The organism is Pseudomonas sp. F-14 TE3623 (genome assembly GCF_053629015.1).
In genome coordinates, this window is sequence record NZ_JBRJHM010000001.1 from 5801691 (window position 1) to 5823370 (window position 21680).

The 21680-nt window shown below is 59.1% G+C and carries 21 protein-coding genes; 3 read left to right on the forward strand and 18 right to left on the reverse strand.

Features of this window, described 5'->3' with window-relative positions:
- Positions 1–16: 16 nt before the first annotated feature.
- From fabD to AB7M29_RS26930, 4 genes are all read right to left on the reverse strand, one after another.
- Positions 17–955 (reverse strand): ACP S-malonyltransferase, encoded by a 939-nt coding sequence (fabD, locus tag AB7M29_RS26915; RefSeq protein ID WP_454248401.1) that lies wholly within the window; start codon positions 953–955, stop codon positions 17–19.
- Positions 956–1080: 125 nt separating this feature from the next.
- Positions 1081–2091 (reverse strand): phosphate acyltransferase PlsX, encoded by a 1011-nt coding sequence (gene plsX, locus AB7M29_RS26920; protein WP_454248402.1) that lies wholly within the window; start codon positions 2089–2091, stop codon positions 1081–1083.
- Positions 2092–2094: 3 nt separating this feature from the next.
- Entirely contained in the window at positions 2095–2277 is a 183-nt protein-coding gene (gene rpmF / locus AB7M29_RS26925; RefSeq protein WP_003179396.1) for a 50S ribosomal protein L32, read from the reverse strand.
- A 13-nt stretch (positions 2278–2290) separates the two neighbouring features.
- The gene (locus tag AB7M29_RS26930) at positions 2291–2818 is read right to left on the reverse strand and encodes a YceD family protein (protein ID WP_004371317.1); all 528 of its coding nucleotides are present in this window, start codon (positions 2816–2818) and stop codon (positions 2291–2293) included.
- A 104-nt stretch (positions 2819–2922) separates the two neighbouring features.
- Here AB7M29_RS26930 and AB7M29_RS26935 point away from each other — a divergent pair, with 104 nt between their 5' ends.
- Entirely contained in the window at positions 2923–3501 is a 579-nt protein-coding gene (locus AB7M29_RS26935) for a Maf family protein (RefSeq protein ID WP_007904014.1), read from the forward strand.
- A gap of 61 nt (positions 3502–3562) precedes the next feature.
- Here the strand turns inward: AB7M29_RS26935 and sppA are convergent, their stop codons facing one another.
- Genes sppA through rluC form a run of 3 tightly spaced genes read right to left on the reverse strand, consistent with a single transcriptional unit; the run spans position 3563 to position 6190 of the window.
- Positions 3563–4552, reverse strand: coding sequence for a signal peptide peptidase SppA (gene sppA / locus AB7M29_RS26940; RefSeq protein ID WP_201060641.1), 990 nt, complete (start codon positions 4550–4552; stop codon positions 3563–3565).
- 26 nt (positions 4553–4578) lie between these two features.
- Entirely contained in the window at positions 4579–5241 is a 663-nt protein-coding gene (locus tag AB7M29_RS26945) for an HAD-IA family hydrolase (RefSeq protein ID WP_217854166.1), read from the reverse strand.
- Positions 5228–6190, reverse strand: a complete 963-nt coding sequence (rluC, locus tag AB7M29_RS26950) for a 23S rRNA pseudouridine(955/2504/2580) synthase RluC (protein ID WP_038982087.1) — start codon at positions 6188–6190, stop codon at positions 5228–5230. The genes AB7M29_RS26945 and rluC overlap by 14 nt, the downstream gene beginning before the upstream one ends.
- Before the next feature lie 701 nt (positions 6191–6891).
- Between rluC and rne the strand changes: the two genes are divergently transcribed.
- Together rne and AB7M29_RS26960 are read left to right on the forward strand one after the other, a co-directional pair.
- Positions 6892–10098, forward strand: coding sequence for a ribonuclease E (rne, locus tag AB7M29_RS26955; protein WP_454248403.1), 3207 nt, complete (start codon positions 6892–6894; stop codon positions 10096–10098).
- Positions 10099–10359: 261 nt separating this feature from the next.
- On the forward strand, positions 10360–11247 hold the full coding sequence (locus AB7M29_RS26960; RefSeq protein ID WP_217854168.1) for a LysR family transcriptional regulator: 888 nt from the start codon (positions 10360–10362) through the stop codon (positions 11245–11247).
- Between the two features lie 15 nt (positions 11248–11262).
- Here the strand turns inward: AB7M29_RS26960 and AB7M29_RS26965 are convergent, their stop codons facing one another.
- The 11 genes from AB7M29_RS26965 to AB7M29_RS27015 all read right to left on the reverse strand — a co-directional run bounded on the left by AB7M29_RS26965 (position 11263) and on the right by AB7M29_RS27015 (position 21668).
- On the reverse strand, positions 11263–12159 hold the full coding sequence (locus tag AB7M29_RS26965; protein WP_217854169.1) for a hypothetical protein: 897 nt from the start codon (positions 12157–12159) through the stop codon (positions 11263–11265).
- Positions 12159–13076, reverse strand: a complete 918-nt coding sequence (locus tag AB7M29_RS26970) for a DMT family transporter (protein WP_217854170.1) — start codon at positions 13074–13076, stop codon at positions 12159–12161. The genes AB7M29_RS26965 and AB7M29_RS26970 overlap by 1 nt, the downstream gene beginning before the upstream one ends.
- Positions 13077–13087: 11 nt before the next feature.
- Complete coding sequence (locus AB7M29_RS26975; RefSeq protein WP_225922858.1) at positions 13088–14230, reverse strand: acyltransferase; 1143 nt, start codon at positions 14228–14230, stop codon at positions 13088–13090.
- Between the two features lie 415 nt (positions 14231–14645).
- Positions 14646–15239 carry a nucleotidyltransferase family protein gene (locus tag AB7M29_RS26980; protein WP_454248404.1) on the reverse strand — a complete coding sequence of 198 codons (594 nt, stop codon included), beginning with the start codon at positions 15237–15239 and terminating at the stop codon, positions 14646–14648.
- Positions 15236–16219 carry an XdhC family protein gene (locus tag AB7M29_RS26985; RefSeq protein ID WP_454248405.1) on the reverse strand — a complete coding sequence of 328 codons (984 nt, stop codon included), beginning with the start codon at positions 16217–16219 and terminating at the stop codon, positions 15236–15238. The genes AB7M29_RS26980 and AB7M29_RS26985 overlap by 4 nt, the downstream gene beginning before the upstream one ends.
- Entirely contained in the window at positions 16219–18540 is a 2322-nt protein-coding gene (locus AB7M29_RS26990; protein WP_454248406.1) for a molybdopterin cofactor-binding domain-containing protein, read from the reverse strand. The genes AB7M29_RS26985 and AB7M29_RS26990 overlap by 1 nt, the downstream gene beginning before the upstream one ends.
- On the reverse strand, positions 18537–19007 hold the full coding sequence (locus AB7M29_RS26995; protein ID WP_038982082.1) for a (2Fe-2S)-binding protein: 471 nt from the start codon (positions 19005–19007) through the stop codon (positions 18537–18539). Before AB7M29_RS26995 ends, AB7M29_RS26990 begins: the two co-directional genes overlap by 4 nt.
- Before the next feature lie 234 nt (positions 19008–19241).
- Positions 19242–20261 (reverse strand): UDP-N-acetylmuramate dehydrogenase, encoded by a 1020-nt coding sequence (murB, locus tag AB7M29_RS27000; RefSeq protein ID WP_038982081.1) that lies wholly within the window; start codon positions 20259–20261, stop codon positions 19242–19244.
- Positions 20258–20722: a low molecular weight protein-tyrosine-phosphatase gene (locus AB7M29_RS27005; protein ID WP_038982080.1), complete on the reverse strand. Its 465-nt coding sequence runs from the start codon at positions 20720–20722 to the stop codon at positions 20258–20260. The genes murB and AB7M29_RS27005 overlap by 4 nt, the downstream gene beginning before the upstream one ends.
- Positions 20722–21486, reverse strand: a complete 765-nt coding sequence (gene kdsB, locus AB7M29_RS27010; RefSeq protein ID WP_454248407.1) for a 3-deoxy-manno-octulosonate cytidylyltransferase — start codon at positions 21484–21486, stop codon at positions 20722–20724. The genes AB7M29_RS27005 and kdsB overlap by 1 nt, the downstream gene beginning before the upstream one ends.
- Positions 21483–21668: a Trm112 family protein gene (locus AB7M29_RS27015; protein WP_003174668.1), complete on the reverse strand. Its 186-nt coding sequence runs from the start codon at positions 21666–21668 to the stop codon at positions 21483–21485. The genes kdsB and AB7M29_RS27015 overlap by 4 nt, the downstream gene beginning before the upstream one ends.
- Positions 21669–21680 lie beyond the last annotated feature (12 nt).

Consider the following 21680-nt stretch of genomic DNA (forward strand, 5'->3'; position numbering starts at 1 on the left):
GCAAGCTTCTCCTTGTTCAGGCCAGCGCTGCACGGGCGGCAGCGAAAGCGTCTGGGGTATTGAGGTTAGAGGTCGACACGCCTTCGGCGCAACGTTTGTTCAAACCGGCAAGTACTTTGCCAGGGCCGCATTCGACCAGTTCGGTCGCGCCCTTGGCAGCCAGCGCCTGGACCGACTCGACCCAGCGTACAGGCTTGTAGAGCTGTTCAAGCAGATCGCGCTTGAGGGTTTCCAGATCGGCCGGCACGTTGGCGCTGACGTTCTGTACTACAGGAATCTGCGGTGCCTGCCAGTCGATCGCGGCGATCGATTCGGCGAACCGCTCAGCGGCTGGGCGCATCAATTCGCAATGAGACGGCACGCTGACCGGCAATGGCATGGCGCGCTTGGCGCCACGTGCCTTGCAGCCTTCGATGGCGCGCTCGACCGCAGCCTTCGCACCGGCGATCACTACCTGGCCCGGGGAGTTGAAGTTGACCGCGCTAACCACTTCGCCCTGCGCCGCTTCGGCACAGGCTGCCAGCACGTCGGCATCTTCCAGACCCAGGATTGCAGCCATGCCGCCCTGTCCGGCCGGAACGGCCTCTTGCATCAACTGACCGCGACGCTCTACCAGTTTCACTGCGTCGCCCAGGCTCAGGCTGCCCGCAGCCACCAGGGCGCTGTATTCGCCCAGGCTGTGACCGGCAACGTAAGCCGGACGCGCGCCGCCTTCAGCCAGCCACAGGCGCCACAAGGCGATCGAGGCGGTCAGAATGGCCGGCTGGGTTTTATCGGTTTGATTGAGTTGTTCTTCCGGCCCTTGCTGGGTCAGTGCCCACAGGTCGTAACCCAGAGCATCGGAAGCTTCTTTGAATGTTTCGAGGACCACCGGATGTTGCGCGCCCAACTCGGTCAACATGCCGAGGGACTGCGAACCCTGTCCTGGAAAGACGAATGCGAGGGAAGCAGACATGTAACAAGCCCCTAATGATCTTGTCGTCGGAGAATTGACGTCCCGCTTGTGGAACGCAAGAAACTCACAGTTGGATGGCCCATTGAACTGAGCGGTCACATTTAAGCATTGTCCGACGAAAACACCTAAGGCAACAAATCTTCCAGGCGCCCATGAAGCCGCTCCGGCAAGTTTTCCTGGATCTCGATCAACGCGCGTTGAATCGCACTCTGAAAACCCTGCACCCCCGCCGAACCGTGGCTTTTCACGACAATTCCCTGCAAACCGAGGAAACTTGCGCCGTTATGGCGTGCCGGCGCCAGCTCGGCCTGCAAACGTTTCATCAGCGGCAGCGCCAATGCGCCCACCACTTTCGACGCGAAATTTTTCTTGAATAACGCCTCAATGCGCCCGGCAATCATGGTCGCCAAGCCTTCACTGGACTTGAGCAGGATATTGCCGACAAAGCCGTCACACACCACCACATCCGCCTCGCCACGGTACAAACCGTCACCTTCGACAAACCCGATGTAGTTGATGCCCCGAGCACTCTGCAACAAGGTGGCCGCCAGCTTGACCTGCTGATTGCCCTTGATGTCTTCGGTGCCGATGTTTAGCAATGCGACCCTTGGGCGAACGATGCCCAGGGTTTCTGCCGCGACCGAGCCCATCACGGCAAACTGCAATAAGTGCTCGGCACTGCAATCGACGTTGGCACCCAGATCGAGCAACTGGCAGTAGCCCTTCTGCGTCGGAATGGCCGCGATCATTGCCGGCCGATCGATGCCAGGCAACGTCTTGAGCACAAACCGTGACAACGCCATCAGCGCACCGGTGTTACCCGCACTGACGCAGGCCTGGGCCTTGCCGTCTCGCACCAATTCCAACGCCACGCGCATCGACGAATCGGGCTTGCCGCGCAAGGCCTGGGCAGGTTTTTCGTCCATGGTGATGATTTCGGACGCCGGCGTAATCGACAGGCGCGCGCGATCCACAGCCGATTGGCTGGCGAGCAATTCTTCAAGAAGGGAGGGTTGACCGACGAGGGTCAGGTGCAGCGAGGGTGTAGCAGACAGGCAAGCAAGACTGGCCTGAACAATGCTGCGGGGACCGAAGTCCCCGCCCATTGCGTCAATCGCGATGACTTGAGCGGACAAGGATTACTCGTCAGCGCCCTTGTCGATCACTTTACGACCACGGTATACGCCTTCTGGCGATACGTGGTGACGCAGGTGAACTTCACCGGTGGTTTTTTCTACAGACAGGGTGCTAGCCTCGAGAGCGTCGTGCGAACGACGCATGTCACGGGCAGAGCGGGATTTTTTGTTCTGCTGAACAGCCATAATTGATTAACTCCTAAACGTTTGGGTCACGCTTTAACTGCGCCAATACACTGAACGGGTTGGACCGCGTTACCTCGTCCTCGCTCGGTTCGGGCTCATCGAGACCCGCCGGCTGCTGGCATTCTTCCGGATGATGAGCAGGCACAATGGGCAAGGCGAGCAGAAGCTCCTCCTCGATCAGTGACTGCAGATCCAAAGGATCTTCGCCCAGTTCCAGCACGTCATAACCTTTCGGCAACGACTGGGTATTCGCACCCTCCTTCACCACAGCATAACTGCATTCGCTATGGATCGGCAGGGTGACCAGCTCAAGACAACGCTGGCAAACCATTTTGACTTCGGTGTCGATAAAGCTGTGAATTACCACAGATTTACGTTCATCTCGTTCAAAAACGAATTTAGCCTGCACCGTACCGACAGTATCGGAAAGCGGGTCGCAGAGTCTCTCCAAATCGGCCAGCAGCAGTTCACCTTGAAGGGTGGTGCCACGGTCAGCCAATTTGCGCGGGTCAACGTGAGGTGGAATCGGGTCATTCAACATAGGCGCAGCATTATAGGGATGCCCCCAGCCATGTCAAAGGAAATTCAGCCCTGTCCGTCACTTGAGCCTGCGCTAGAATTCGTCCCTGCCCTTTGGAGATGCGCATGCTGCCTTTATTACTCGCTTCAAGCTCGGCGTATCGCCGTGAATTATTGGCCCGCTTGCAGCTGCCGTTCACCTGCAGCTCGCCGGATATCGACGAAAGCCACCGTCCGGACGAGTCAGCCGTCGAACTGGTAAAGCGTCTCGCCGAAGAAAAAGCCCGCGCACTTGCAGGCAGTCATCCAGCCCATCTGATCATCGGCTCGGATCAGGTCGCCGTACTCGGCGAGCGGATTATCGGCAAACCTCACACCTTCGAAAAGGCCCGCGAACAACTGCTGGCATCCAGCGGTGCGAGCGTGACTTTCCTGACCGGCCTGGCACTGCTCAACAGCCAAACTGGCCACTGCCAAGTCGATTGCGTGCCTTTCACCGTACACATGCGCACACTCGACGCAGCGCGCATCGAACGCTACCTGCGCGCCGAACAGCCCTATGACTGCGCTGGCAGCTTCAAGGCCGAAGGTTTGGGGGTCAGCCTGTTTCAAAGCACCGAAGGCCCTGACGCCACCAGCCTGATCGGCCTGCCGCTGATTCGCTTGATCGATATGCTGTTGGCTGAAGGTGTGCAGATACCCTAAAGATCTTTTGATCTGAAAAAAAACCGGCCACGCAGGCCGGTTTCTTTATGCAGCCAGACGATTAGCGCAGCGAAGGCCCCTGAAAGCCCATCCACATCGCCAAATGCTCAGCCACGCTGGAGCCGAGCTTTTTCGAGAAGCGATCGAACGGCGATTCCTCAACAGTGAAATCCACCAACTCTTTCTCGCCGATCACATCACGGGCAACCGAACTGGCATTGCCCAGACCATCGATCAAGCCCAGCGACAGCGCTTGCTCGCCGGACCAGACCAGCCCGGAGAACAGCTCCGGATGATCTTTATCCTTCAGGCGATCACCACGACCCTTCTTGACGCTGCTGATGAACTGCTGATGAGTAGTATCGAGCACGCTCTGCCAGAATTGGGTTTCCGCAGGCTTCTGCGGCTGGAACGGATCGAGGAACGATTTGTGCTCACCGGAGGTGTAGGTACGACGCTCTACGCCCAACTTCTCCATGGTCCCGACAAAACCGTAACCGGCCGCTGTCACACCGATGGAACCTACCAGGCTCGCCTTGTCGGCGTAGATCTGATCCGCGGCGCTAGCGATGTAGTAGGCACCGGAAGCGCCCAGATCCGAGATCACCGCATAAACCTTGGTATCTGGATTCAGGCCGCGCAAACGACGGATCTCGTCGTAGACATAACCCGACTGCACCGGACTGCCGCCAGGGCTGTTGATCCGCAGAATCACACCCTTGACCTTCTTGTCCTCGAAGGCTGCACGCAGACTGCCGACGATATTGTCGGCACTGGCCGGCTCTTTGTCGGCAATCATGCCTGTTATATCGATCAGCGCCGTGTAGCCAGAGCCGAGGCTCGCGCCCTTCTCCATGCCTATCAACGGCGATAACAGAATCAACGCGCCGAGCAGGTACAAAAAAGTCAGCGACTTGAAGAATATCCCCCAGCGACGGGACCGGCGCTGTTCCTGCACACCAGCCAGCAGGGTTTTTTCCAGCAGCTTCCAGCTTTTCTCGTCACCGCTTTCCGCACTCGCCTTGGCGGGCGCTTTCCATTCGTCGGTCATGCCATGTACCCCAGCAAAAAAACCAATTAAACCCGCTGATTCAGCCAGGCGTGCAACTCTGAAAAACGATCAATGGCCAGTCTCGGCTCAAATAGCTTCAAGGCGTCGATCGATTGAGCGCCATAGCTGACTGCCACTGAATCCATGCCCGCATTGCGCGCCATCTGCAGGTCGAACGACGAATCGCCGACCATCAGCGCTTGCTCCGGACGAACCTCGCAATGGGCGAGAATCTGCTCAAGCATCAACGGATGCGGTTTACTGGCGGTTTCGTCAGCAGCACGGGTGATATCGAAATAATCTTCCCAACCGTGAGACTTCAGCACCCGATCCAGCCCACGACGAGCCTTGCCGGTCGCTACTGCCAGATGATACCCCTCGACACGAAACGCTTCGAGAGACTCGATAACGCCCTCAAACAGTGGCGAAGGCACGGCCTCCGCCGCAATGTAGTGATCCGCATAGTGTTGACGGAATGCTATCAGCTCGGTGTCGCCAATCTCGGGATACAGCGTGCGAATCGCTTCCGGCAAACCCAGACCGATAATGCCTTTGACGGCAAAATCATCACGCAACTGAAAACCGGACCGCTCGGACGCGACATGCATCGCCTCGACAATCCGACCAATGGAGTCAGCCAGCGTGCCGTCCCAATCGAAAATCAGCAACTTGTAATCAGTAGGGTGCACTCAAGCGCTCCACGGTTTTGGCCCACATCTCGTCGACGGGCGCCTGCAACTTGAGCTCACCACCATCAGGCAGCGGCACAGTCAGCATGTAGGCGTGCAGGAACAGGCGCTTGCCGCCCAGATCACGAATCTCTTTGCTGAAACCCTCATCGCCGTACTTGGTATCACCAGCGATGCAATGCCCGGCATGCAGAGTATGGACGCGAATCTGGTGAGTGCGACCCGTGATCGGCTTGGCCTCGACCATAGTGGCGAAGTCACCGAAGCGACGCAGCACCTTGAACACGGTCACAGACTCCTTGCCCTCCTCCTCGTCCACCTCGACCATGCGCTCGCCGGAGCGCAGATTGCTCTTGCCCAGCGACGCACGGACTTGCTTGATCGAGGCCGCCCAGTTGCCGCGCACCAGCGCCATATAGCGCTTGTCGACGCCATCGCCGCGCAATGCCGTGTGCAAGTGGCGCAACATGCTGCGCTTTTTGGCAATCATCAGCAGGCCGGAGGTATCACGATCGAGACGATGAACCAGCTCGAGCTCCTTGCAATCCGGACGCAACTGACGGAAGGCTTCAATCACGCCGTAGGTCAAGCCACTGCCACCATGAACCGCAATGCCGCAAGGCTTGTTGACCACGATCAGCGCCTTGTCTTCGTAGACAATCGAGGCCTCGAGCCGCTGCAGCAGACCCTGGGCCAATGGCACGGGCTCGTCGCGCTCAGGCACGCGAACCGGTGGCACGCGCACGATATCGCCCGCCTGCAGCTTGTATTCGGGCTTGATCCGACCTTTGTTCACCCGCACTTCGCCCTTGCGCAAAATGCGATAAATCAAGGTCTTGGGCACGCCTTTGAGCCGAGCGAGAAGGAAGTTATCAATACGTTGGCCGGCATATTCCGGCGAGACCTCCAGCAGTTGTACGGCTGGGGTCGAAGGGGCAGTAGTCGTCATGGTGCGGATGATAACAATTTTTTATGGAATTGAAGCACTTAATCATTGCTGCTATAGTCGCGAACGCCGCCAAAAGTGGCCTGGACAGCGGACTAACGGTCAAAAACCGGCCCTGACCAACGCAATTCACGAGGACGAGAGGCCGTCCTACGGGGCTTTCGCTACGTAACGGCAGAGTTTTCAGTTGTAACGAGCGCAGGTGACATAAGGCCTGAATCATGCCGCAAAGCAGAGTTTTCACTCGCCTTCCGAGCAAATATTCACGGCCAGTTCACAAAGTGCAGTCAGCTGCGAACGACCCCGAGCGAACGCTTCGGAAACAACGCCTAAATTAGCCATGATGCGTGACCTCCCCTTTCGGAGCTCACGGTAAATGCCAACCCGCTGCGGATTCTGCGCGCGGCAGCACCCGAATTATCAGGGATACGTGTAGGGTGGAGATGCACAACCGCTGGACTGTGTAGCAATAGGCTTTCTCAAGACGCTTCATCTCGTCCACAGCCGCCGGTTGATTCCTCCTCCTGACTGAGTGCTTAAGTAGCCACAGCAAGCAGGACGCGTACGTCGCGATGAAGGCCCACATTGGCCGGACTTCGCTGGACACGGGAATGGCCAACCACTCCCGACGCACCTGACACCGACCATGAGAAGTCGTGTGTGCCGAACGCCGTTTCCGGCAGCCCGGAAACCGACGGTACTACATGAAAAGAATGCTGATTAACGCAACTCAACCCGAAGAGTTGCGTGTTGCACTGGTAGATGGCCAACGCCTCTACGACCTGGACATCGAATCCGGTGCACGCGAGCAGAAGAAGGCCAACATCTATAAAGGCCGGATTACTCGCATCGAACCAAGCCTGGAGGCTGCCTTTGTCGATTTCGGCTCTGAGCGCCACGGCTTCCTGCCCCTCAAAGAAATCTCCCGCGAATACTTCAAGAAAGCCCCCGAAGGCCGCGTCAACATCAAGGACGTCCTGAGCGAAGGCCAGGAAGTCATCGTTCAGGTCGAAAAAGAAGAACGTGGCAACAAGGGCGCCGCCCTGACCACCTTCATCAGCCTGGCCGGTCGTTACCTGGTGCTGATGCCGAACAACCCGCGTGCCGGCGGTATCTCCCGTCGCATCGAAGGTGAAGAGCGCAACGAACTGCGTGAAGCCCTGAACGGTCTGGTTGCCCCGGCCGACATGGGTCTGATCGTTCGCACTGCCGGCCTTGGTCGCAGCAGCGAAGAAATGCAGTGGGACCTCGATTACCTGCTGCAACTTTGGACCGCCATCAAAGAAGCTTCGCTGGATCGTTCCGCGCCGTTCCTGATCTACCAGGAAAGCAACGTGATCATCCGCGCCATCCGCGATTACCTGCGCCAGGACATCGGCGAAGTGCTGATCGACAGCGTTGAAGCCCAGGACGAAGCCCTGACCTTCATTCGCCAGGTGATGCCGCAGTACGCCAGCAAAATCAAGCTGTACGAAGACAGCGTTCCGCTGTTCAACCGTTTCCAGATCGAAAGCCAGATCGAAACCGCCTTCCAGCGCGTCGTCGAACTGCCTTCCGGCGGCTCCATCGTTATCGATCCGACCGAAGCCCTGGTGTCCATCGACATCAACTCGGCGCGCGCCACCAAAGGCAGCGACATCGAAGAAACCGCACTGCAGACCAACCTTGAAGCTGCCGAAGAAATCGCCCGTCAGTTGCGCTTGCGCGACATCGGCGGCCTGATCGTCATCGACTTCATCGACATGACCCCTGCCAAGAACCAGCGCGCCGTGGAAGAGAAAGTCCGCGAATGCCTGGAAGCCGACCGCGCTCGCGTGCAAGTCGGTCGCATCTCGCGCTTCGGCCTGCTGGAAATGTCCCGTCAGCGCCTGCGCCCATCGCTGGGCGAAAGCAGTGGCATCGTCTGCCCGCGTTGCAACGGCACCGGCATCATCCGTGACGTTGAATCGCTGTCGCTGGCGATCCTGCGCCTGATCGAAGAAGAAGCCCTGAAAGACCGCACCGCCGAAGTTCGCGCACAAGTGCCGATTCCGGTTGCAGCTTTCCTGCTCAATGAAAAACGCAACTCGATCACCAAGATCGAACTGCGCACCCGTGCCCGCATCGTCATCCTGCCGAACGATCACCTCGAAACGCCGCACTTCGAAGTTCAGCGTCTGCGCGATGACAGCCCGGAAGCCAGCATCAACCAGTCCAGCTACGAAATCGCTGCCGCTGCTGCCGAAGTCGAAGAAGTCCAGCCAGCCGCTGCGACCCGTACCCTGGTTCGCCAGGAAGCCGCGGTCAAGACCGCTCCGGCTCGTGCCAACGCTCCGGTTCCGACCGAAGTCGTCGCCGCTCCGGTGGCTGCACCGGCCGTCGCTCCAGAGCCAAGCCTGTTCAAAGGCCTGGTGAAGTCGCTGGTCAGCCTGTTCGCCACCAAGGAAGAGCCTGCTGCGCCGGTTGTGGTTGAAAAGCCAGCTACCGAACGCCCTGCCCGCAACGAAGAGCGCCGTAACGGCCGTCAGCAGAGCCGCAACCGTAACGGTCGCCGCGATGAAGAGCGCAAGCCTCGTGAGGAACGTGCACCGCGTGAAGAACGCGCACCACGTGAGCCACGCGAAGCCCGCGAAGCCCGCGAAGAAGCTCCAGCGGTCGCCCAGGAACGCGCTCCGCGTGAAGAGCGCGCACCACGCGCCCCTCGTGAAGAACGTGCACCGCGCGCTCCGCGTGAAGATCGCAAGCCACGTGGCGAGCGTGAAGAACGTCCGGTTCGTGAACTGCGCGAGCCTCTGGATACCGCTCCGGCCGCCGCTGCCAACGCTGAAGAACGTCCAGCCCGTCAGCCACGTGAAGAACGCGCTCCACGGCCACCGCGTGAAGAACGTCAGCCACGTACCGAGCCAGCCGCTGCCGCCGTTGCTGAAGAAGAGTTGACCACCAACGAAGAGCAACTGCAGGAAGACGGTCAGGAAGGCGCCGAAGGCGATCGTCCACGCCGCCGCTCCCGTGGCCAGCGTCGTCGCAGCAACCGTCGTGAGCGTCAACGCGATGCCAACGGCAACGTGATCGAAGGTTCGGAAGAGTCCGAATCGGCTGAAAACGCCGAAGCGCCAAGCGCTGCCGATCTGGCCGCCGGCCTGGCTGTTACCGCAGCCGTTGCCAGCTCTGTGATCAGCGCACCTGCTGAAGCACAAGCCAACGAGCAAGCCGAACGCGCCACTGCCGCCACACAGGAAACCGCTCCGGTCGAAGCGCCAGTCGTTGAAGCGACCACGCCGGTAGAAGTCACTGCTTCTCCGGAAATCGAAGTGGCACCGGTTCGTGAAGCCCAGCCTGAAGTTGAAGCTGCTGCTGAACCGGCAGTTGCTGCCGAGCCTGCTGCATCCGCTGAGCCTGTAGTTGAAGCGCCAACGGCTGAACCGGCCCGTGAAATTCGCGAAGAACAAACCGCGTTCAACTGGGTTGCCGAGCCACCCGTAGCGACCGAAGCTCCAGCGCCAGTCGCTGAAGCCCCGGTTGCTGATGCCATGGTCTCCGAGCCAGTGGTTGCTGCTGCCGAGCCTGCTCCAGCGGTTGTTGAAGCGCCAGTTGTTGCCGAAGAGGCTGCTCCGGTGGCTGAAGCCGCCCCTGTCAGCGCTCTGACCCCAAGTGGCCGTGCGCCGAACGACCCGCGTGAAGTACGTCGTCGCAAGCGTGAAGCCGAGCGTCTGCAGAAGGAAGCCGAACTGACTGCCACTGCTGCTCCGGCCGCTGCCGAGTCAGCCCCGGTTGTTGCTGAAGTCGTCGAGGCAGCCCCTGCCCCGGCCGCTGAAGTCCCTGCCGAGCCGGTTGAATCCGCAATCGACGAAGCACCGCGCTCCGTTCAGGAAGCGGTAGAGCAACACGAGCAAGCCCAGGAAAAAGAGCACGAGCCTAAACCCCTCGTCTGATTCCATCGGCCACTAAAAAGCCCCGCCTGGTGATCCAGGCGGGGCTTTTTTTTTGCTAATAGAAACTGAAGCTTGTTGCTGCCTGGCAACGGTTTATTGTCGAGGCGATTGCGTTCCTCGCTAAACACCCGCTTAAATATTTGTAAGCAAGTATTACGAAAGAGCTGTGCAACGTGCAGAATAGAGCGGTGCAGGGTTCCAAGTAGGTCCTGCCACGGCCCGAAAGCCTTCGGCCCGTTATGGAGCAAAGAGTGCGTGACTATGGAAATTGCTGAACTGGACGCTTTCAAAGCGATTGTTGACTACGGCAGCGTCACACAAGCAGCGATCAGGTTAAACCGCGCTCAATCCAGTATTTCCTTCCGCATCAAGACGCTCGAATCACGGCTCGATACCAAGCTGTTCGAACGCTCCGGTCGCGGTATCACGATGACGGCGCCAGGCAAGGAGCTCTATGCCTACGCCTCACAAATCCTCGAACTGGTTGCTCGCGCTCAAGCCAGCCTGAGCCAGACAAAAACCGAAACACGGGTGCGTTTGGGTGTCATCGAAAACCTCACTATTACTCGCCAGAACCTGTTGCAAAGCATCGTTGCCAATCCCGACGGGCTGGCAGTGGATGTCAGCATTGGTAATACACAGTCGCTGCTCAAGGATCTTGAGGCCGGCAAGCTCGACGCAGTGATTGTCGGCGCAGGCTTTGCGCCTTCGCATTATCGCCGGGTAACGTTGTTCAACGATCCGCTGGCCTTGATCTACAGCGCAGCACACCCCGCCATCCAGGACCTGAAAGCGTTCAGTGGCCAAGTGTTCCTGGTCAACAGCCGGCGCAGCGCTTCACAACGTAATCTCGACGAACTGTTCATGATGGGCAATATCACCCCGGAAAAAATCATCGAGTGTGGCTCTTATCCGCTGTTGTTTTCTAATGTGATCAACGGCGTGGGCGTTGCCCTGGTGCCGTTGTCACTGGTCGATTCGTGCTGCCGCAGTGAACAAGTGCAAACGTATTTCCTGAGTGGTTCATATGCCTCGCTGACCACCGAATTCGTGTTTTTCGATCACCCTGGCAAACCAGCCCCCAGAGCGCTGGCGCAATGGGTGCTGGACTTCGAAAAACCAGCCCGCTTACCGCTGACGGAAGGGTAACGGGCCGGGCACCCGTCAGCAGTTACACGATTGCCGCACCACCTCGTCCTCGAAGAGGTTGGACAGTTGCAGTCCATCCTCCTGGCTGCTCGCCCGAATGACGTCACCGTGCTGCAACTCGAAGGCATCCTTGTCGGTGCTTAACGAGGCACCGAGCAAAACATAGTGAACCGTACCGGGCTCGCAAAGCTCTTCATGCTGGAACAACAGGGCTTCGAGTTCACGTTTGGCAAACATCAACTGATCCAGCCCTAATAGCGACTGTTTGTCCCACACGGTTTCACCACGCCGGACAATCGAACTCCTCACCACTGAGTAGCGCGGTGGTTCTGCGATCACCAGCTCGTGGCACAACGCGGTATTGCGCAACTTGGAGAGACCAGCCAGCCCGGGTTGAGTGTGACGCAGCACCGGGTCAGAAAAATCCACCGCCAAGGTGTAACCGATATAGCGGGGGTTTCGGCAGTCGTCGATGAGGTACACACAGGCATACTCGATCTCGATTCCCGCGCCACTGGCATGACACGGTGATTTGATCGCCCGGGAAGCGGCCACCAACCCTTTGCCGTTACCTTTGTAGTACCAGTCCGGCGAGGACCTCTGAGGCATGGGCAGACCATTGACCGAGCGATGCGTGTAACCAAAACCGCTCACCATGCACACGGCATCCCGTACGGGCCGCAGCGGCACGTTAAAGGTCATCAATGAAAGCGCTTCAAGCGGCACCGCTACCAAGGACAAGTTGCTTTTGAAGTGCTCCCAGGATTGCTTGCTACGCATGAATCGCACAGCCAACGCCTGAGAATTTTCGGCATCTTCGACCTGCCAGACCGTAGCCGATGCCCCCTTGCCCTGCACAATCCCCACCCACCGCACACCGTGACGGTCGACCGAGTCGATGATTCTGTCCATCAAACCGCCTCCGTGCGCAGTACCACCGGTGCCCGCTTTTTAATGGAACAGAGGATCACCCCAAATACGATCAGCACCAGACTGACCAGGTGATAGGCGTGCAATTGCACGTCGAGGAACACGATACTGAACAGCCCACCGGACAGTGGCACCAAGTGAGTGAAGATCTCACCACGGGTGGCACCGATTTCACCGATACCTTTGCTCCAGAACAAGTACGACAGCCAGGACGGGAAGATCACCAGATACGCCAGGCCCAGCCACGGTGCAGCGCCCTGCCCCAGGTTGAACGTCAGATCAGGGTGCAATGCCCAAATACCCAGGCTGAACGGAATCAGGCACAGCGCCCCCACCACCGCGCAATACGTCACGAACGCATTGCCGGCGATGGTTTTTGGCTTTGTCCGCAAAAAGGAGCAATAGACAGCCCAACTGGCAGCCGAGGCCATGGTCCAGAAATCGCCTTTGTTGAAGCCTTCCAGGAAGCTCAAATCGGACAGATGCCCCATCGTCACCAGCCAAAACACACCCACCGTACTGATGACCACCCCAAGCATGTTCGACCTGGAGATGAAATCACCGAAAACGAAACGGTTGAGGGCCAGTACCAGACACGGCGTGGCCGACAGGTAAATCGCCGCATTCAACGAACTGGTGTATTGCAAACCGATATATAAGGTCAGCGGAAATATAACTTGGCCACAGACCGCCAACATAACCAGGGTCAACCATGACTTACGTGCAGCCGGCAAACTGGTGATCACGGCTTTATAGTTAATCAGCAGTAGCAAAGCGCTGGTAATAAGCCATCGAAGTTGCGACAGCAGCACCGGATCGACATCCACCACCATCAACTTTCCGACGACATAGTTACCGCCCCAGAACACGGCAGCGAGTGAAAGTAATAAGTACGGCATTGACGCCTCCGTTAGATCTTCTTCATTAACATGAAAGAGGCACCGTCGAACTCGACTTCCCCTTGCAGATGGAACAAGTCTTGATACACAGACAGTTGCGCCTGCAACACATCCGTAATGGGCACCAACAACAGTGCCTGCGTCGCTAGCACCCGGGCCAGTTCATTGACATAGACTCGGCAAGGCTCGGCCTCGACAGGCGAACTGTTGGCGACAATCAGTGAGTAACCCAATCGACGGCGATAGTGAAAGTCGCCGGCCGAGGCGAATGGCAATCTCGAAAAATCGAGATCGGCGCGCAACCTGAGTTGCTTATGGCCGTAGTCCTGAGCCCACTGCAAGTGGTGGGCAAACGGCTGCCGGGAACTGGAAATGACATCCAGGCTGTGCTGGCCGAACGCTTGAAGCTGAGCGTTATCGGATGGGGCAATCAGCAATACGGACTTTTTGCCCGGCGTGTCGAGATACTCCGCCAGTGGCGCCGGCAATGTCGGCGTCTCGCGCTTCGGGCTGTCACGGTAGATCATCAACCAGTCCGAATTGATCGCGGCCCAATTGCTGACTTGCAGCGTCTGCTCGATCGACGGCTGGTAGGTTTCCATGAGGTGAGCCTTGAACGGCAGGTATTGCAGGACCTTTCCCTGATCGCCAACGATGGAATAATCGCCGACCCATGTATTAAGGAAGGAACGGATTCCGACGATGCTCGCCTTACCCAGGTAATCCGCGTTCCAGCCCACAATCGCTTCACGCCCGACCCACGCGTAATCGCACAATCGCACCGGTGGCAGGCGCGTCATCGCGACAGTCCGCGAGCCGATGGAGAGCCGGCCATACGGGTCATGGTCCTGACGCAGTAACTGACTTCCCGGCGATAGCCAGACACCATCGCCTATATCCACATCGCCGCCGGCATTGACCGCAGCGTTACGACCAAAACGCACATACTGTCCAATCTTGATCGAAGGCAAATCCTGCGCCGAGTGATCGAGTTGATGATCGGCATGGGGGTGGCTGAAATACGCACCGTTTTCAAAATGAGTGGGCGAAATCAGGTGTTCTCCGACCTGTTCCTTGACGAGCAGCGGTGAGCCACTGGTATTGACCGAAAAGTGTTCCGGGGACAAACCGAAGTCGTCACCCAGTTCTTTCAAACGTTCTCCAAAAGTGACCCCGAACTTGATCTCGTCGCGATGACAACTAATTGTTTGCGACGCTTTTCTAAGTTGCCGAAGTGTTTTGACATAACGCGGAACAGGTTGAGAAACATCTGCAGAACTTAATGCCCGCTCCAATGCTCCCAACTCCTGAATATCACTGTCCAGCTCCAAAGGACTGACACTGACCGACGCATCCATATAGTGCTTTATCATGTAGGCTCTTTTTTTCTAATGAGTACTGACCGGATGTTCACCCCAACTGTGAACACCACACGCCACATGATCGTATGTCGGATAGAACCCGCTGAATAACGAGTTTTATATCTGGCACCCATCGATAAATACGAATGGGCGAATGGAAGAGCCGATTATTCCGAGGAAAGTGCGAATGCAATCCCGCTGACAACCGTTATTGAAAAACCAGCGCCTCAGGCACATCCACATCCCACAACACCCCGGGATCCTCCACCGCCACTTCGACCACCCTCGCCTGTGCGAATAGAGACTTAGCGCCGTGATCACCGGTCAATGCCATCAATCCCGGACCGAAGCTTCGCCCGAACCCCACCGGGTGCCCATATTGCCCCTCATGCACCGGCACGCTGATCGCATCCTCCGCAATATTCGCAACAACCTGTTCAATGCTCGACGGCAGAATAAACGGCATGTCCCCGAGCACGACCAGCCAGCCAGCGAGTTGTGAGCACGCCGCCACACCCGCCGCAATGCTGTCGCCCAGACCGGTCGATTCGATCCGCACAATTTCACAACCATAGGCCTGAGCCATGCGAATCACTTGCGGGCGATCCGCCGTGGTCACCAGCACGCGCTTCTCAAGCGTGGCCGGCAGATTCACCAGCACCTGCTCGATCATCGAATGCACGGAGACGCCATCACGACCGGTGCAGTCCACCAGCAGCTTGTCCTTATCGTCACCCGCTACCTGTCGAAACCGACTGCCCTGCCCAGCGGCCACTACGATAACGCCGATGGGGTCGCTCATATGCCCTCCTGCAACGGCTTCTTCTGTTTCAGCTCGACGCCGTTCTTGATCGCCACAATTTCGGCCAGCAGCGACAAGGCGATTTCCGCCGGTGTATGGCTGCCGATGTGCAAACCGATCGGCCCGTGCAAACGCTCGATGGCCTGTTGTGACAAGCCTAGCTGAGCCAGGTTGTCCCGGCGCTTCTGGCTGTTGACCCGCGAACCCAGCGCACCGACATAAAACGCCTTGGAGTCCAGCGCCGTGAGCAGCGCCATGTCATCCAGGCGCGGATCGTGGGTCAGCGCGACAATGGCTGTGCGCTCGTCGGTCTGGATGGTCAGCACCGCTTCATCGGGCATGCCCGGAACGAAGCGACCGTGTTGCTCTTCCCAGCCGTAGACGAACTCGGTGCGCGGATCGCAGATCAGCACTTCGAAATCCAGCAGCCGCGCCATCTCGGCAACGTAGCGCGACAGTTGGCCAGCGCCGATCAGCAACAACCGCCAGCGCGGACCATAAATGGCGCGCAAGGTCTGCCTGTCAAACACCAGCGCATCGGTCTTGCTCGCTGGTTGCAGGATCACTTCACCGGTCGCCAGATTCAGCTCACGCGCAACGATTTCATGGGCCTCGCAGCGCGTCAGCAATTCGGCGACCCACGCCGGATCGCCGACGCGCTCCTCGGTCAGGCGCAACGTGCCGCCGCATGGCAAACCAAACCGTGCGGCCTCCTCACGGGTGACGCCATAGGTAATCAACTGCACCGGTGGCCCTTCGGCCGGGATACGGCCATCGTGCAGCCGGGCAATCAGGTCATCCTCGACACAGCCACCGGACACCGAGCCAATCACCACGCCATCTTCACGCAAGGCGAGCATGGCGCCAGGTGCCCGGGGCGCGGTGCCCCAGGTCTGGACCACGCTGTACAACATCACCCGCTGACCGCCGCGGCGCCACTCCAGCACGCTGCGCAGGACGTTCAGGTCGACGCTGTCCATCAGGCTTGCGCCTTCTGCCAGCCTTGCAGCTGATAACGTACTGGCAGGTCACGAATACGCTTGCCGGTGGCGGCGAAGATCGCGTTGCACAGCGCTGGCGCAATCGGCGGCACGCCCGGCTCACCGACTCCGCCCAACGGAACATTGCCCGGTGGCGTAACCAGGTGCACGGCGACTTCTTTCGGTGCCAGAGACATGCGCGCCACCTCGTACATGTGGAAATTGTCCTGCTGAACCTTGCCGTCCTTGAAGCTGATTTCCCCCAGCACCGCGTTGCCCAGGCCCATGACGCAGGCACCTTCGAACTGCGAGCGAATCCGCTCAGGGTTGATCTGCGGGCCGCAATCCACGGCGATGTCGGCCTTGTGCACGATCAACGTGCCATCGTCTTTGACTTCCACCTCGATCACCGCCGCCACATAAGTGACAAAACTATAGTGCACTGCCAAGCCCAAGCCTCGGCCCTTGGGCAACTCACGCCCCCAACCGGCCGCTTTGGCGGCAGTTTCCAGCACGGTGCGCATCCGTGCGGTATCGATCGGGTAACGCTCAGGGGATTCACCGTAGTTCCACTCTTCACTCAAGGTGCGCGGATCGATCGACCTGTCCGGGCCGAGCAGTTTGATCTGGTACTTGAGCGGATCCTGGCCAGCCTTGTGGGCCAGTTCATCGACAAAGCTCTGGATCGCAAAGCCGTGTGGAATGTTCGATACCGAGCGATACCAGCCGACCCGGGTATGGACCGCCGCTTCGGGGTTTTCCAGGCGCACGTTGGGGATCGCGTAAGCCATGTTGGTAAAGCCCATGCCCAGCTCGAAAGCCGCCTCATGGTTCATTCCCGGGGCGAACAGCGCGGTGATGCTCGGTGCCACCGTGCGGTGCAGCCAGCCGGACGGCAGGCCGTCCTTGTTCAGGCTGGCCTTCAGGTATTCGGCAGAAACAGTGTGGAAATAGGAGTTGTGGATGTCGTCTTCACGGGTCCATTGCACCCGCACCGCCTTGCCCGGAAACTCTTTGGCCAGGATCGCCGCTTCAACGACGAAGTCCGGCTTGGATTTGCGACCGAAACCGCCGCCGAGCAAGGTGACGTTGAAGGTGACGTTATCGAATGGGATGCCGAGGCGCTCGCCGATCCGTTCGCGCGTGACTTGCGGTGCCTGGCTTGGCGCCCAGGCTTCGCACACGCCGTCCTTGAAACGGGCAATGGCGACCATCGGTTCCATCGGCGATTGCGCCAGGTGCGGCAGGTAGTAAGAGGCTTCGAGGGTGCTGTCGGCACTGCTCATGGCCTGGTCGATGCTGCCTGTATTGCGCACCACTTTGCCGGGCTTGAGGGAGGCGGCTTCGAGCTCCTTGCGGTAGGCGATCGAGTCATAACTGGCGTTGGGGCCGTCATCCCACTCGATTTTCAGCGCTTCGCGGCCCTTGATCGCCGCCCAGGTATTGCTGGCCACCACAGCCACACCGCCCAGAGGCTGAAACTCGGACGGCAATGGACGGCTTTCGATTTGCAGAACCTTGATTACGCCCGGGACTTTCATCGCGGCGCTGGCATCGAAGGATTTGACCTTGCCACCGTAGACCGCTGGACGCGCGATGGTGGCGAAGAGCATGCCGTCGAAATGCACATCGGCGCCGTACACCGCGCGACCATTGACGATGTCCGCACCGTCGATAGCCTTGGTGCCTTCCTTGCCTATATAACGAAACTCCGATGGCTGCTTGAGCCGCAGGCTCTCGCGGGCCGGCACCGCCAGTGCACCGGCAGCAGCGGCCAACGCGCCGTAGCCCAGTTCACGACCGGTCGGTTGGTGAATGACTTTATGCAATTGCGCATGGCACTCGCTGACCGGCACTTTCCACTGCGCGGCGGCGGCTTGCTCAAGCATGGTCCGCGCGGCAGCCCCGCAACGGCGCATCGGCTCGTACCAGTGACGCATGCTGCGCGAACCGTCGGTGTCCTGGTTACCGAAACGCACTTCGTCGCCCGGCGCCTGTTGCACTTTGACCAGCGCCCAGTCGGCGTCCAGTTCATCGGCTACTACCATGGTCAGGCTGGTGCGCACGCCCTGGCCCATTTCCGAGCGGTTGCAGACCACTGTCACGCTGCCATCGGCGGCGATGCTGACGTAAACCTTTGGATCATCGATCCAGCCATTGGGCATGCCGTCAGCGCCGAACTTCTTGTCTTTTTCGGCCGCGAGGGCGTCCTGCCAGCCCCAGCTTGCCGCCAGCACCAGCGCACTGGTGGCGCCCACGCCTTTGAGGAAACCCCGGCGGCTGAGGTTGCTCAGCGCAAAATCGTTCGGTAACTGGCTCATGCCTTGGCCTCCTTCAGGTGAGTGGATGCCTGGCGGATGGCGGTCTTGATCCGGTTGTAGGTGCCGCAACGGCAAATGTTGCCGACCATCGCCTCTTCAATCTGCTCGTCGCTGGGGTTCGGGTTGGTTTTCAGCAAGGCGGTGGCCGACATGATCTGCCCGCCCTGGCAGTAACCGCACTGAGCCACGGCGCTGTCGAGCCAGGCTTGCTGGACGACTTTGCCAACCGGGTCAGCGTGCAGGTTATCGATAGTGGTGACGTTCTGGCCGACTACCGAGCCGATCGGCGTGATGCAACTGCGCGCAGGCGCGCCATCGATATGAATGGTGCAGGCGCCACACAGGCCCATGCCGCAGCCAAATTTGGTGCCGTTGTAACCGGCCACGTCACGGATCGCCCAGAGCAGCGGCATGTCCTCGGTGACATCGAGTTGATGATCTTGTCCATTGAGTTTCAGGGTAATCATGGGCACGCCCGCATAGTTATAGAGGTTATGGGGTCGAGCAATCTGCCGCGTGGGTTCCTTCACGCAGATCGACTCAGGCTAATAGGCTCTCTTATGCGGACAGCAACGTCTGCACCGGGCCTTTGGTGGAGCAAATGCTTGCATCGTTAGGTAGCTAAGTTAACCCAGCATTAACAAAAAAGCCCTGCACATCTGAAGATGTGCAGGGCTTTGGAATCAGCTTGAAGCGTAGCCTCAATACCGATTGGGTTCCATTTCCAGGTCGACCTTGAAACGCTCTGCAATGTCTTTCTGAATACGCTGCGCCAGGTTCAGCAATTGCAGGCCCGTTGCGGTGCCGTAGTTGACCAGCACCAGCGCCTGTAATTTATGCACACCGGCATCACCGTCGCGAAAGCCTTTCCAGCCGGCCCGTTCGATCAGCCAGCCCGCCGCCAGCTTCATTTGCCCGTCAGGTTGCGCGTAGGCCACCAGCTCCGGGTACTGCTCCTTGAGTTGCGCCACCAATGTCGCCGACACCAAGGGATTCTTGAAGAAGCTGCCGGCATTGCCGAGCACCGCCGGGTCCGGGAGCTTTTCGTTGCGAATGCTGCAAATGGCCTGACTGACATCGGTAGGCGTCGGGTGATCGATGCCTAGCGACGTCAGGCGCTGGCGAACCGGACCGTATTCCAGGTGCAGGTGAGCGGTGCGATTGAGGGTGAAACGCACCCGCAAGATCAACCAACGCCCCGGCTCCTGTTTGAACAGGCTGTCACGGTAGGCAAAGTTGCACTCGGCCAGCGTGAAGTCCCGCAACTCGCCGGTTTGGCGATCAAGGGCCGTCAGGCCGGCAAAAACGTCTTTGATCTCGACGCCGTAAGCGCCGATGTTCTGCATCGGTGCCGCGCCTACGGTGCCGGGAATCAGGCTGAGGTTCTCCAGCCCCGACAACCCTTGCACCAGCGTGTGCTGCACAAACGGATGCCACGGCTCGCCCGCCTCGGCTTCGATCACCACCTGGTTGCCGTCATCGCTCAGCAGGCGAATCCCCCGTGTGGCCATGCGCAGCACCAGTGCCTGCACATCAGCGGTCAGCAGCAAATTGCTGCCGCCACCAATCACCAGCACGGGCACATCATGTTCCAACCCATAGGCCAGGGCTTCGCGCACGTCAGCATCGCTATGGGCCTCGGCAAACAGCCGGGCCTGAACATCCACGCCAAAGCTGTTGAACGGCTTGAGCGAAACCTGAGATTGCACCCGAAAACTCATAACCGGCCCTTCAATTCGATCACCAGCAAATCGCTGGCGCGCTCGATCAGGTCCAGTACCGTTTCGAACCCCTGGTCGCTGTCGTGATAAGGGTCCGGTACTTCATCGATTTCCGACTGGAAGCGACGCAGGAACAGATCCAGCTCGGCCTTGCACTTGGCCGGTTGCAGGGCCTTGAGATGGCGCAGGTTGCTGTTGTCCATCGCCAGAATCAGGTCGTAAGCGGCGAAATCGGCACGGCTGACTTGCTGCGCACGCTGGGCCGACAAGTCATAACCGCGCAACTTGGCCGCGGCCTGGCTGCGCTTGTCCGGGGCCTTGCCGACGTGCCAGTCACCAGTGCCGGCGGAAGCCACTTCGACTTGATCGGCCAGCCCCGCCTCACGCAGCTTGTGCCGAAGCACGCCTTCGGCCGTCGGGGATCGGCAGATATTGCCCAGGCAGACGAACAGAACCCGCATCAGGCCTCCAGCAAGCGACGAACGCGCTCGAGGTCTTCAATGGTATCGACGCCGGTAGGCGGGGCGATCAGCGCATCGGCAACGTGAATCCGTACGCCGTGCCAGAGCGCCCGCAGTTGCTCCAGAGACTCGGTGTTTTCCAGCCAGCACGGGCCCCAAGTGACAAAGTCATGCAGAAAACCGGCGCGATAGGCATAAATGCCGATGTGGCGGCGATATGGCACACCTTCCGGCAATTGCTCGCGGCTCTTGGCGAACGCGTCGCGAGCCCACGGCAAGGTGGCACGACTGAACGTCAGCGCCAGGCCATTGAGGTCACTGACCACCTTGACCACGTTGGGGTTGAACAGAGTTTCCACGTCTTCGATCGGCTCGGCCAGGGTGGCCATGCGCGCTTCGGTGTGGACGGCCAGGTTGGCGGCGACCTGATCGATCACGCTCGGCGGAATCAATGGCTCGTCGCCCTGAACGTTGACCACGATGGCGTCCGGAGCCAGGCCCAGTTTTGCCGCGACTTCGGCCAGACGATCGGTGCCGGAATTGTGGTCTTCGCGCGTCAGCACCACTTCGGCACCAAAGCTTTTGCAGGCCTCGACAATGCGCGCATCGTCAGTGGCCACGACCACACGCTGGGCGCTGCTTTTGCTCGCTTGTTCCCAGACATGCTGAATCATCGGCTTGCCGGCGATCAGCAGCAGGGGTTTGCCCGGCAGACGGGTGGAGGCGTAGCGCGATGGAATGACAACGGTAAAGGCTGTGGTCATTTATCCAGACGCTCGTCGGTGGTCAGGGTGCGCGCTTCACTTTCGAGCATCACCGGAATGCCGTCGCGAATCGGGTATGCGAGGCCAGCGCCCTTGCTGATCAGCTCGGTTTTGTCGGCGCTGAGCTTGAGCGGACCTTTGCAGATCGGGCAAGCGAGGATATCGAGCAATTTGGTGTCCATGAACATTCCCTG